The 11,197-nt window shown below is 71.2% G+C and carries 13 protein-coding genes, 1 tRNA gene and 1 pseudogene; 11 read left to right on the top strand and 4 right to left on the bottom strand.

Going from position 1 to position 11,197, the window contains the following annotated elements; genetic code table 11:
- The first annotated feature begins 196 nt into the window (after positions 1–196).
- The 3 genes from HQQ79_RS08945 to HQQ79_RS08935 are packed head-to-tail and all read left to right on the top strand — an operon-like array spanning position 197 to position 1,847.
- Positions 197–790 (top strand): molybdopterin-dependent oxidoreductase, encoded by a 594-nt coding sequence (locus tag HQQ79_RS08945; RefSeq protein ID WP_173033800.1) that lies wholly within the window; start codon positions 197–199, stop codon positions 788–790.
- Positions 787–1,578 (top strand): ferredoxin reductase, encoded by a 792-nt coding sequence (locus HQQ79_RS08940; RefSeq protein ID WP_173033799.1) that lies wholly within the window; start codon positions 787–789, stop codon positions 1,576–1,578. Before HQQ79_RS08945 ends, HQQ79_RS08940 begins: the two co-directional genes overlap by 4 nt.
- On the top strand, positions 1,578–1,847 hold the full coding sequence (locus HQQ79_RS08935; RefSeq protein WP_173033797.1) for a DUF6510 family protein: 270 nt from the start codon (positions 1,578–1,580) through the stop codon (positions 1,845–1,847). Before HQQ79_RS08940 ends, HQQ79_RS08935 begins: the two co-directional genes overlap by 1 nt.
- Before the next feature lie 284 nt (positions 1,848–2,131).
- Here HQQ79_RS08935 and HQQ79_RS08930 read toward each other — a convergent pair.
- Positions 2,132–2,203 (bottom strand) — tRNA-Gly (locus tag HQQ79_RS08930).
- 133 nt (positions 2,204–2,336) lie between these two features.
- Here HQQ79_RS08930 and HQQ79_RS08925 point away from each other — a divergent pair.
- The gene (locus HQQ79_RS08925) at positions 2,337–2,543 is read left to right on the top strand and encodes a hypothetical protein (protein WP_027465565.1); all 207 of its coding nucleotides are present in this window, start codon (positions 2,337–2,339) and stop codon (positions 2,541–2,543) included.
- An 84-nt stretch (positions 2,544–2,627) separates the two neighbouring features.
- Here the strand turns inward: HQQ79_RS08925 and HQQ79_RS08920 are convergent, their stop codons facing one another.
- The 3 genes from HQQ79_RS08920 to HQQ79_RS08910 all read right to left on the bottom strand — a co-directional run bounded on the left by HQQ79_RS08920 (position 2,628) and on the right by HQQ79_RS08910 (position 4,959).
- Positions 2,628–4,010, bottom strand: coding sequence for a hypothetical protein (locus HQQ79_RS08920; protein WP_173033795.1), 1,383 nt, complete (start codon positions 4,008–4,010; stop codon positions 2,628–2,630).
- A gap of 65 nt (positions 4,011–4,075) precedes the next feature.
- Positions 4,076–4,291 carry a hypothetical protein gene (locus tag HQQ79_RS08915; RefSeq protein ID WP_139178758.1) on the bottom strand — a complete coding sequence of 72 codons (216 nt, stop codon included), beginning with the start codon at positions 4,289–4,291 and terminating at the stop codon, positions 4,076–4,078.
- A 74-nt stretch (positions 4,292–4,365) separates the two neighbouring features.
- Complete coding sequence (locus HQQ79_RS08910; RefSeq protein WP_173033793.1) at positions 4,366–4,959, bottom strand: HdeD family acid-resistance protein; 594 nt, start codon at positions 4,957–4,959, stop codon at positions 4,366–4,368.
- A gap of 261 nt (positions 4,960–5,220) precedes the next feature.
- Between HQQ79_RS08910 and HQQ79_RS08905 the strand changes: the two genes are divergently transcribed.
- From HQQ79_RS08905 to HQQ79_RS08875, 7 genes and pseudogenes are all read left to right on the top strand, one after another.
- Positions 5,221–5,964: an aldolase/citrate lyase family protein gene (locus HQQ79_RS08905; protein ID WP_173033790.1), complete on the top strand. Its 744-nt coding sequence runs from the start codon at positions 5,221–5,223 to the stop codon at positions 5,962–5,964.
- A 159-nt stretch (positions 5,965–6,123) separates the two neighbouring features.
- Entirely contained in the window at positions 6,124–7,779 is a 1,656-nt protein-coding gene (locus tag HQQ79_RS08900) for a catalase (RefSeq protein ID WP_173033788.1), read from the top strand.
- Positions 7,780–8,082: 303 nt separating this feature from the next.
- Entirely contained in the window at positions 8,083–8,535 is a 453-nt protein-coding gene (locus tag HQQ79_RS08895) for a hypothetical protein (protein ID WP_173033786.1), read from the top strand.
- Complete coding sequence (locus HQQ79_RS08890) at positions 8,532–9,707, top strand: zinc-dependent alcohol dehydrogenase (protein ID WP_173033784.1); 1,176 nt, start codon at positions 8,532–8,534, stop codon at positions 9,705–9,707. Before HQQ79_RS08895 ends, HQQ79_RS08890 begins: the two co-directional genes overlap by 4 nt.
- Before the next feature lie 51 nt (positions 9,708–9,758).
- A pseudogene (locus HQQ79_RS18665) lies at positions 9,759–10,396 on the top strand (DUF1345 domain-containing protein).
- A gap of 35 nt (positions 10,397–10,431) precedes the next feature.
- Positions 10,432–10,665, top strand: coding sequence for a DUF4190 domain-containing protein (locus HQQ79_RS08880; protein WP_173033783.1), 234 nt, complete (start codon positions 10,432–10,434; stop codon positions 10,663–10,665).
- 30 nt (positions 10,666–10,695) lie between these two features.
- Positions 10,696–11,196, top strand: a complete 501-nt coding sequence (locus HQQ79_RS08875) for a GNAT family N-acetyltransferase (protein WP_301565223.1) — start codon at positions 10,696–10,698, stop codon at positions 11,194–11,196.
- The last annotated feature ends 1 nt before the right edge of the window (position 11,197 follow it).

Raw genomic sequence — 11,197 nt, 5'->3', positions numbered from 1 at the left:
GAGGTCCCGAGCCGATCCCCCAAGCCCGCTCCCGACGCGCGGGTCACCACCGCGTCCGACCCGATCGGCGAGCCCACGCGGATCCGCCGCCGCGCACGACCGTTCCGTCCACGGGTGGAACGTTTACCAACCCGTTACACGGCACCGTCCGGCACACGGCATGATCGGGAACGCACCGACGTCCCCGAGGAGGACCATGGCCACGTTCACCCGCGGGTTCGGCGGTCGCCGCGACGACCGCGACGACTCCCGCATCCCGCCCGGTCAGACCCTGGTCCGCGACTGGCCCGTCCTGTCCGCCGGGGCCACGCCCGACATCGAGCCGACCGACTGGGCCTTCTCGATCCGCACCGAATCCGGCCTGCACCAGTGGACCTGGGACGAGGTGCACGCGCTCGGCGTCGAGGACGTCACCGTCGACATCCACTGCGTCACGCACTGGACCAAGCTCGACATGCCGTGGCGGGGTGTCCCGCTCGACCGCCTGTTCGAGGACGTCGAGACCGAACTCGACTACTGCATGGTGCACAGCTACGGCGGGTACACGACCAACGTCCCGCTCGACGAGCTGCTCGACGGCAAGTCCTGGATCGCGTTCGAGGCCGACGGTGAGCCCCTGACGCCCGAGCACGGCGGGCCCGCCCGCCTGCTGGTGCCCCACCTGTACTTCTGGAAGAGCGCCAAGTGGGTGCGCGGCATCGTCATGCAGTCCGACGACGAGCCCGGCTTCTGGGAGAACGCGGGCTACAACCTGCACGGCGACCCGTGGAAGGAAGAGCGGTACTGGTGACGCTCCCCGACACCGGCCTGGAGGCACGGATCACCCCCGTCGCTCGTCCCGCCACGCGCAGGCGGCCGGCCTGGCACGCCGCCACCGTCGCGTCCGTCGGCCGCGAGACGACGAACGCGCGCCGGATCGTCCTCGACGTCCCCACCTGGCCGGGCAACGACCCCGGGCAGCACCTGGACCTGCGGCTGACCGCCGAGGACGGCTACCAGGCACAGCGCTCGTACTCCATCGCGTCGGCCGGCCCCGCGACCGACGTCGTGCTCGCGGTCGACCGGGTGGACGGCGGCGAGGTCTCGCCGTTCCTCGTCGACGCCGTCGAGGTCGGCGACGCGCTCGAGGTCCACGGACCCCTGGGCGGCTGGTTCGTCTGGCGGCCGGGTGAGTCCACCCGTCCGGTGCAGCTCATCGCCGGCGGGTCCGGCATCGTGCCGCTCGTCGCGATGGTGACCGCCCACGCCGAGGCGGACGACCCGGCGCCCTTCCGGCTCCTCGCGGCCGTCCGCACACCGGACGACGTGTTCTTCCGTGCGGAACTCGACCAGGCGCTCGCGAGCCGGGCACCGCTCGAGGTGACCCACGTGTACAGCCGCACCGCGCCTCCAGGCTCGTCCGTGCCGGCCGGTCGGCTGACGCGGGACGCGCTCGCTGCCGCGGTGTTCCCGCCGGACGCGGGTGCCCTGGTCTACGTGTGCGGGTCGACGCCGTTCGTCGAGCAGGTGCTGCGCTGGCTCACCGAGCTCGGAGACGACACGAGTGACGTCCGTGCCGAACGGTTCGGGGGCAACTGATGGTCGTCGTGGACGGCAACGCACTGGCGGGGACACTGGCCGACACGCTGGGACCCGAGCCGACCGTGGTCGCCCTGCGCTGCGCCGGGTGCGGTTCGCTCGGGGTGCTCGGGCAGACCACCGTCCACCGCTCCGCGATGGGGTCGGTGGCGCGCTGCCGCGGGTGCGACACGGTGCTCGTCACGGTCGTCGAGTCCGGGACCCGGCGCTGGGTGGGGTTGCCCGGTGCTCGCACGATGTCGGCGTCAATACCGGACGGCATCGAGTAGCACAAGGCTCATGCGGCGGGTCGTGCGGGTTTCCTGCGGGTTCCCGCAACCCTGGATCCGGTTCCCACCCGAACGGGGGACGGCTCCGGATACATCCTCGGAACTGCGCCGGGCCACCCACCCGGCGCGTGCCAGTGGGGGCAGGGTCGCCTCCGCGCCCGGTGGGCGCGGGTACCCGAAGCCTGCGCCCGCTGGGCCCCCACGCCTTCGGTGATGCAACGCCCCGCAACGACGGAACCCCCACCGCTCTTCCGAGCGACGGGGGTTCCGGTCTTCCTGTTCTGAGCGGATGACGAGATTCGAACTCGCGACCCTCACCTTGGCAAGGTGATGCGCTACCACTGCGCCACATCCGCATTCACACGCCGTGCTGGCCGTGCGGAGATGACTCTACCCGAAGAAGGGCGGCATCACCGGTTCCGGTGAAGGTTCCGGGCGTGTCCGGCGCGGCGCGAGCCGTCCGTCAGGTCGACGGAGTTCGATCGGACCATGAGCTACGTGCACGACAATCCCGGCGGGACCGAGGCCCACGGCGTCGACCTGGTCGACGGCGACGCCCCCGCGATCCGGATCCTGGTGCACGGCGACCTGCCGACCACGATCGAGCACGAGGGTCGCACCTGGCTCGCGACGGGCGACGCTCACGACGCGGGCGACGACGACACCCCGCCGATCGCGATCTACCGCCCGGTCTGAACCGGCGGGTCCGGCTGGGCTGACCGATCCGGGTGCGCCGGGTTGGCCGAGTACGCTGGGCCGTGTGCCGGGTGCGCCGGGCCGTCAGTGGCCGCGGACGTCACCCGTCAGGATCGCGTGCTCGACACCCGCTGACAGCTCGTCGTGCAGGGCGTCCGCGAAGAACTCGCCGGCACCCAGGCTGATGAGGTGCGCGACCGCGGCCTCCGCGGCCGGGAACCCGGGCTCCCACTCGTCGTGCAGGAACGCGCGGACGTGTCCGGACTCGTGCACGACGACCACGCCGATGTGCTCGTGCCGTGTGCCGTCCTCGAGCACGGCGTCGAAGACGATGGGCTCGGTGTCCTCGCCGAGTTCCTCGAGCAGGACGGTGCCGGTGCCCGGCCACTCCGTCCGGTACGGCGGCAGGTCGGGGGCGTGCAGGTGCCCGGCGAGTTCGTCCGACGCCGACTCGATGTGCCCGGTGGACAGGTACTCGTCGACGACGTCGTGGATGCGGGCGTGCAGGTCCGGCTCGTACTGCCACCAGCGCTGGTGCACGGTGCGGAGCCACTCCTGGGTCGCGGCGTCGGCCGAGGCCGAGATCCCCACGAGCTGCGGTGCGGTGCCGGGCGAACCGACGACCTCGAGCTGTTCGTCGTGCGTCTCCACCGTGATCGACCCCGTGGTCTCGTCCGGGTGCACGCCGTGGACGTCCTCGGGCGCGGCGGCCCAGATGCTGGCGGGGAGCTTCGGCGGCAGGTCGAACGGCACCGCGATCGCCGGTTGCGTCATCGCGTGGTCGATCGCGTCGCCGAGGTGCACCTCGTCCGACCGGGACCCCATCACGATGCCACCGGCCGGCGGCACGAGCGACAGGCGTTCCAGGTCGTCCGGCGCAGCGTTCATCGAGGTGAGCACCACGGTGTCGGCCCACTGCACGAACGCGCCGGCTGACCGGTCGTCCTCGCCGAACGGCACGTCCCACACCGTCGGGTCCATGAGCACCCATGATGCGGTGCGACCGGCCGGTCCGTGGCGGACGGCGTCGACGATCGCCGGCACCAGTCCGGGCAGCCCCCGGTACGCGGAGCGGACCGTGAGCCGGTCGACGGCGAGCAGGTCGGGCTTGCCGAGCATCTCGGCGGCGTGGGTCTGCAGCGAGAAGAACGTCTCCCCCGTCGCGTCCTGCGCGGCGACGGCGGACGCGAAGGACCCGGCGACGTCGGAGACCTGGTAGCCCAGCACCAGTGCCTCGAGCGACTCCGGTGCACGGCTCGTGAACGCGGTGACCTCGGCGACGGAGACCGCCTCGGTCTCGTCGTCGTCGGTGATCGGGACGCGGACGTCGATCACCCACCGGTCGACGTCCTGCCCGGGGTAAGCGTCACCGTCCTCGTCCGAGATCGTGATGTGCACCAGGCGCAGGGAACCGTCCCAGGCGTCGTGGACGTGCTGGGCGATGGCGGCATCGGGGTCGTCGTTCACGGACGCAACGGTACCGGTGCACGCGGCGTCGGTGCGTCGGTGCACCTCGCCTCGACGGTCCCCGCTCAGATCAGGGCGCGAGCGGCGAGCACGACGGCCGCTCCCCCGACGGTCAGTGCCGCGAGCACCGACAGCACCACCGCGACGGTGTCCCGCCGGGCCGGGGCGCTCGAGCGGACGGCACCGGCGACGAGCTGCTGGGCCGCCGCCAGGGACGCTGCGCTCCCGAGCGGCCGGTCGTCCTGGTCGAACGCCAGGAACCGCTCACGCACGTGCAGCACGAGCCCCAGGCTGGTCCCGTGGTCGCGCGCCACCCAGGACTTCGGTCCCTGTTGCTCCCACCGCACGGCGAGCATCAGGGGCCAGGGATCGGAACGCCGGCCCGATCCTCCTCCGGACGCGGCCAGCTGAACGCGACGACGAGCTGGACGACACCGAACACGATGAGCACGCTCCCCACCGCGGCCACCGTCACCAGCGCGCCGAGACCCGGCAGGTTCATCACCATGATTCCGCTCAGCACACTGAGCACGGCGAGCACCACGGTCAGCGGCCGGCGGCCCACCCACGGTGCGTAGACGAGTGCGATGCCCTCGAGGATCCAGGCGAACCCGAGCAGCAGCGCCACCCACCGCGCCCCGATCGGCGGGAACACGATCGCGACGACACCGCCGGCGACCACCAGCGCCCCGAGGACCACCAGCCCGGCCTGACGCCACCAGACCCGAGGGTGCACCTGGACCCCCCGGACGACCAGCGCCGCTCCAGACACGACCAAGTAGATCCCGAAGACCCACGACACAGCGAACAGCGTCGCGTGGGGCAGGACGATCGCAGCCAGTCCGGCGAGCACGCCCACCGCGCCGACGATCCCGAACGCCCACCGGATTCCGTCGCCGCCCGGCGGACGCGAGCCCGTCCGTCGATCGACGTCACCTTCGTCACGCATGTCCGCCCGACCTTCCTGCAGGTCCCGACTGGTGCTGTGGTGCTGGTTGGTGCTGGCGACCTGTGACCGCCCGTGCAGTGCGTCCTGCGCACAGGACTACACCCGGAGGTGAGTAGTTGTCCATGTCCCATGCGTGCGCATGGGGGCGCGGGCTGTCCCCGGCACCGCCGTGTGAGGGTCGAGGTCCCCGTGGGCGGTAGCCTGGCGCGCCGGACGCCGAACCATCGGCGCTCGCGATCGCAGACGAGACGGAGGACCACGGTGCCAGCACTCGGAGACGGCCGCGCCGACGGTGTGTGGTGCACCCTCGGCGAACCCCGCACCACCGCGCAGATCGCGCAGAACGGGTTCGCCTGGCTCGGCCTCGACGCCCAGCACGGCGCCTTCGACGACGCCACGCTCCTGGTGACGATGCCGGCGCTCGCCGCGGTCGCACCGCAGGTCCCCGTCGCCGTCCGGGTCGCCGAGGGCTCGGACGCCGTGATCGGCCGTGCGCTCGACCTCGGCGCCGACATCGTGATCGTCCCGATGATCGAGACCGTCGAGCAGGCTGAGCACGCCGTCCGTGCCGCGCACTACCCACCGCGGGGCCGACGGAGCTGGGGGCCGATGGCGGGACTCTGGGGCGGCGCGGCACCGTCCGCCGCCGCTGCCGACCCCGAGGTGTGGGTGATGCTCGAGACACCCGAGGGTCTCGGTGCCGCCGAGGAGATCCTGGCGGTCCCGGGCGTCTCGGCGGTGTTCGTCGGCCCCTTCGACCTGTCGATCGGACTGGGCATCGAGCTGGACGCACTGCTGCACGACGACGGCGCACTCCCCGCGATCGTCGCCGCAGCCCGCCGCGCGGGCAAGCACACCGGCGCCTTCGCCGGCGATCTGGCCCGCGCCGAACGGCTCCGCGCGCTCGGGTTCGACCGCGTCGCCGTCGTCACCGACGGGACCCTGCTCGCCCACGGTGCGGCCGCGGTGCTCGGTGCCGCAGCCACCGGTCGCACCTCGTACTGACGGGTCGTCCGCGGCGAAGTACTGCTGGGCCGTCAGCGGCGGCCGCACCGGCGACCGGCCCTCGTCCGCGTCCTCGGCGCCGCTGGGAGGGCGTGCCCGCGCCCCGGTCCACACTCGGTCGGGAACCCGAGCCGACCGCGACCGCAGAGAGGACGAGACATGACCGACGTCTCCAGCCAACCGCCCGCCGAGGGCGACGACCGCCGCATCCTGACGAACCGCCAGGGCCACCCCGTCTCCGACAACCAGAACCAGCGCACCGTCGGAGCCCGTGGCCCGGCGACGCTCGAGAACTACCAGTTCCTCGAGAAGATCAGCCACTTCGACCGCGAACGGATCCCGGAGCGGGTCGTGCACGCCCGCGGTGCGGTCGCCTTCGGGTACTTCGAGGCCACCGGCGCGTGGGGTGACGAACCCATCGCGCAGTACACCCGCGCGAAGCTGTTCCAGGAGCCCGGCAAGCGCACCGACCTGGCGATCCGGTTCTCCACCGTGATCGGCGGCCGTGACTCCTCCGAGGCTGCCCGCGACCCGCGCGGCTTCGCCGTGAAGTTCTACACCGAGGACGGCAACTGGGACCTCGTCGGCAACAACCTCGGCGTCTTCTTCATCCGCGACGCCATCAAGTTCCCCGACGTCATCCACTCCCTCAAGCCCGACCCCGTGACCTTCCGGCAGGAGCCGGCGCGCATCTTCGACTTCATGTCGCAGACCCCCGAGTCGATGCACATGCTCGTCAACCTGTTCAGCCCACGCGGCATCCCCGCGAACTACCGCACCCAGCAGGGCTTCGGCGTGAACACCTACAAGTGGGTGAACGCGGACGGTGACACCAAGCTCGTCAAGTACCACTGGATCCCGTCGGTGGGTGTGTCGTCGATGACCGAGGCCGACGCCGCCGCCGTGCAGGCCGGCGACCTCGGGCACGCGTCGAAGGACCTCTACGAGGCGATCGAGCGCGGTGAGTACCCCGAGTGGGAGCTCCGTGTGCAGCTCATGGACGACCACGAGCACCCGGAGCTCGACTTCGACCCGCTCGACGACACGAAGGTGTGGCCGGAGAACGAGTTCCCGCCGAAGCCCGTCGGCAAGATGGTCCTGAACCGCAACGTCACGAACCACTTCGCCGAGAACGAGCAGCTGTCCTTCGGCACCGGCGTGCTCGTCGACGGCCTGGACTTCTCCGACGACAAGATGCTCGTCGGCCGCACGTTCTCGTACTCGGACACGCAGCGCTACCGCGTCGGCCCGAACTACCTGCAGCTGCCGGTGAACGCCCCGAAGAACGGCGCCGTCGCGACCAACCAGCGCGATGGACAGATGGCGTACCACCAGGACCACGGCGGCGAGAACCCGCACGTCAACTACGAGCCGTCGATCACCGGCGGCCTGCGCGAGGCGGAGTACCCGACCCACGACGACCAGGGACCGGAGATCGTCGGGCGGCTCACCCGCAAGCGGATCCCCCGGACGAACGACTACACCCAGGCCGGACAGCGCTACCTGCTCCTGCAGGACTGGGAGCGCGACGACCTCGTCGCGAACTTCGTCGACCTCATCTCGCAGGCGGCCCGTCCGGTGCAGGAGCGCATGCTCTGGCACTTCTACATGGTCGAGGACGACCTGGGTCGTCGTGTCGGCGAAGGGCTCGGCATCACCCTCGAGGAGGTCAAGGACCTGCCCCCGCTGCAGTCACAGACGCTCAGCGACGACGAGCTCGCCCGCCTGGCGAACCTCGGCCACAACGGCTCCCGCGACGTCGAGGGCCTGATGATGACGCACTGCGTCCCCGACGAACGCGCCGTGCGCGTCTGAGACGCGACCCCAGGACGGACGGGAGGCCCGGTGCCAGCTGGTACCGGGCCTCCCGTCCGTCTCGCTCCCGTCACCTGCCGCAGCGCGTCGCGGACAACCCGGGACGGCGCCAGGGAGGCCACGCTCATCGTGGATCGACAGGAGCGACTCCGTGGTCCCGACCGGCACGATCGCGCGGTCGTCGCTCCCGTCCCGTTGATCCGCACCGATGCGACTCATGGAGGCCGCGATGGAACACACGAATCCCCGGCGGTGGGGCGCGAACGCGTCCGCTGCCCACCGACTCCTCGCTGGGACACCACGGTGAGGGCCCGGAACCTCGCCGCCGCTGCGATGGTCACGGCTGCCGTCGGCATCGTCGTCTCGCGCCGCCGACGCGGCGCACCCGGGCCCGCACGGAAGGTGCTGGCCGAACCGCGTTCCGGCTGGCACGCGGTCACGGTGAACCGCGGGCAGGACGCGGTGCTGCCAGGCGGGCGGATCCCCGCGCCGCTCACGGCGTTCGGGCAGGACGTCGAGGTGGAGGCCCGTCCCGCGCCCGGCGATCGTGGCACCGAGCTCCGTGCCCGGTTCCGAGGCGGCGGCCCGGACCCACGGGGTCGGCTGCGGGCCGCTCTGCGTGAGGCGAAGCAACTCATCGAGGTCGGCGAGGTGCTCCGGGTGGATCCGGTCCCCCACGGCCGACGGAAGGCCACACCCACCGGCGCGTTGGTGGACGTGGCGACGAAACGGAGCAACGAGGAGGGTGTGCTGTGAAGGCGCTCTGTTGGACCGGGGTCAACGAGACCGCGGTGGAGACGGTGGAGGACCCGAAGATCCTCAACGATCACGACGTGATCCTGAAGGTGCGTCTGAGCACCACCTGCGGCTCGGACCTGCACCTGCTCGGCGGGTACATCCCGACCATGCGATCCGGTGACGTCCTGGGGCACGAGTTCATGGGCGAGGTCGTCGAGACGGGTTCGGCTGTCACGAAGCACAAGGTGGGCGACCGGGTCGTCGTCTGCTCGTTCATCGCCTGCGGGCAGTGCTGGTACTGCACCCACGGGCAGTTCTCACTCTGCGACAACGGCAACCCGAACCCGGGCTTGACCGAGGCGATGTGGGGGTCGTCGATCGGCGGCTGCTTCGCCTACAGCCACGCGCTCGGCGGGTTCGCGGGCAGCCACGCCGAGTACGTCCGCGTGCCCTACGCCGACCAGGGGGCGTTCACGGTCCCCGACGGCGTGTCCGACACGGCCGCCCTGTTCGCCTCCGATGCCGCACCCACCGGGTGGACCGGAGCCGACCTGGCCGGGATCACACCGGGCGACACCGTCGCAGTGTGGGGCGCCGGTGGTGTGGGCCAGATGGCCGCTCGTGCGGCGATGCTCCTCGGCGCCGAGCAGGTGATCGTGATCGACCGTCTGCCCGAACGGCTGCGACAGGTGCGCGAGCACATCGGTGCCGAGACGCTCGACTACACGAGCGACGCCGTGCTCCCGGAACTCAAGGAACGCACCGGCGGTCGGGGTCCCGACGTCTGCATCGAGGCCGTCGGCATGGAAGCGCACGGCACCGGACCGCTGTACCTGTACGACCAGGCCAAGCAGCAGCTGCGGTTGCAGACCGACCGGCCGACCGCCCTGCGCGAGGCGATCTACGCCTGCCGGAAGGGCGGCAGCCTGTTCTCGCTCGGGGTCTTCGGTGGGGTCGTCGACAAGTTCCCGTTCGGCGCGATCATGAACAAGGGCATGACGGTCCGCGGCGCCCAGCAGCACGGACACCGCTACATCCCGATGATCCTCGACCGGATCGCCGCGGGAGAGATCAGCACCGAGCACCTCGCCACGCACGTGATGCCACTGTCGCAAGGGCCGCGCGGGTACGAGATGTTCAAGAACAAGGACGACGGCTGCGTCCGGGCCGTCTTCACCCCCGGCGTGTGACGACCGACCACGCAGCGGACAGGAGGAAGGAACGATCGTGAAGGCACGCCGATGAACGACCGGATACTCTCCACGCGCCGGGCGCTCGTCATCGCGGGGATCGGGGTCCTGGTCGGGGTCGCGTTGACCTTCACCGGGGCTCCGTCCCTCGGGCCGCTCGCGGCCTGGTGCACGGCCGGCTTGATCGCGCTGGTCCAGGTCTGGCACAAGTGCTGGCGCCAGGACGCCGACGGCACCGAGCGTCTCGCCCGGGAGGAGTCCGAGACACGGGTCAGTGACAACGCGCTCATCGTGGCCTGTTTCGCGAGTCTCGCCGCCGTCGTCCTGGCGCTGAGCGAAGCCGGCCAGGCGCGAGATCCGGCCTCGGACGCGGCGGTCATCCTGGGTGTGCTCGGCACGATGGTGGCGTGGGCGTTGGTCAACACGGTCTACGCCTTGAAGTACGCCCGGATGTTCTTCCTCGACCATCGCGGCGGGGGTTCGACGTCAAGCAGGACGGGCGGCCGACCTACAGCGACTTCGCCTACTTCGCCTTCACGATCGGCATGTCGTACGCGGCACCAGAGGTCGAGCCGGACGACAGCGAGACCCGGCGGAAGGCGCTGCCGCACGCGCTGCTGTCGTACTTCTTCGGGACGGTGCTGATCGCGGTCGCCATCAACCTCGTGACGAACCTCGGTCAGGGGTGAGCGGAGGGATCCTCGTCGCCCCGAGGCTGACCGGCGTGACCGACCTCGCTCCTGACCAGACCGCGCCGAGCGCCCCCGCGTTCGTGGCACCGATCGGCGGTCTCGTCGTCGGGTTCATCGTGCGGCGCGACGTGCGACTGACCGGTGAGCGGGGCGACGGCATCGCGTTCGCGGCGATCCTGATCGGGGCGACGCTGACGATGTTCGGGATCATCGTGCCGCTGTTCCTCGGCGGTGCGGGGTTCTTCGACCTGGACCTCCAGCTCTGAGCACCGGTCGCCGGTCGCTACCCTGACCGAGTGGGGAACGATGACGACGTCTCGACGCTGATCCGGCCGGCGACGCCCGCCGATGCGGATGCGATCGCCCACGTGCACACGGTGTCGTGGCGAGAGACGTACGGTCGGTTCGTCGACGACCCGGACACGAGCCCGTGGTTCGACGCGGGTCGCCGGGTCGACATGTGGCGGTCGACGCTCGCGATTCCTGGCGCCCGAGGAGTCGTCCAGGTCGCCCTGGACAGCACCGGTGTCGTGGGGTTCGCCGCGGCGCAGTCGACTCCCGAGCCGGATGCCGTCCGCCCCGAGGAGCTGACGACGCTCTACGTCCTGGCCCGTGCGCACGGGACCGGAGCAGGCCAGACACTCCTCGACACCGTGCTCGCCGATCGTCCGGCGTCGCTGTGGGTGGCCGCGGACAACCCGCGGGCGCACGCCTTCTACCGGCGCAACGGGTTCGCACCCGACGGTGCGGAGTCGGCGTTCGGACCGATCCCCCGGACCGTGCGTCTGGTGCGTTGAG

The organism is Curtobacterium sp. VKM Ac-2852 (assembly GCF_013205045.1).
GTDB lineage: Bacteria > Actinomycetota > Actinomycetes > Actinomycetales > Microbacteriaceae > Curtobacterium > Curtobacterium flaccumfaciens.
The sequence above is the reverse complement of the archived record's forward strand: the minus strand, read 5'-3'. Positions and strand labels throughout refer to the sequence as shown.

Coding starts and splice junctions, on each gene's coding strand:
- HQQ79_RS08945 (WP_173033800.1), top strand. CDS start 197: ATGGCCACGTTCACCCGCGGGTTCGGCGGTCGCCGCGACGACCGCGAC.
- HQQ79_RS08935 (WP_173033797.1), top strand. CDS start 1,578: ATGGTCGTCGTGGACGGCAACGCACTGGCGGGGACACTGGCCGACACG.
- HQQ79_RS08925 (WP_027465565.1), top strand. CDS start 2,337: ATGAGCTACGTGCACGACAATCCCGGCGGGACCGAGGCCCACGGCGTC.
- HQQ79_RS08910 (WP_173033793.1), bottom strand. CDS start 4,959: ATGCGTGACGAAGGTGACGTCGATCGACGGACGGGCTCGCGTCCGCCG.
- HQQ79_RS08900 (WP_173033788.1), top strand. CDS start 6,124: ATGACCGACGTCTCCAGCCAACCGCCCGCCGAGGGCGACGACCGCCGC.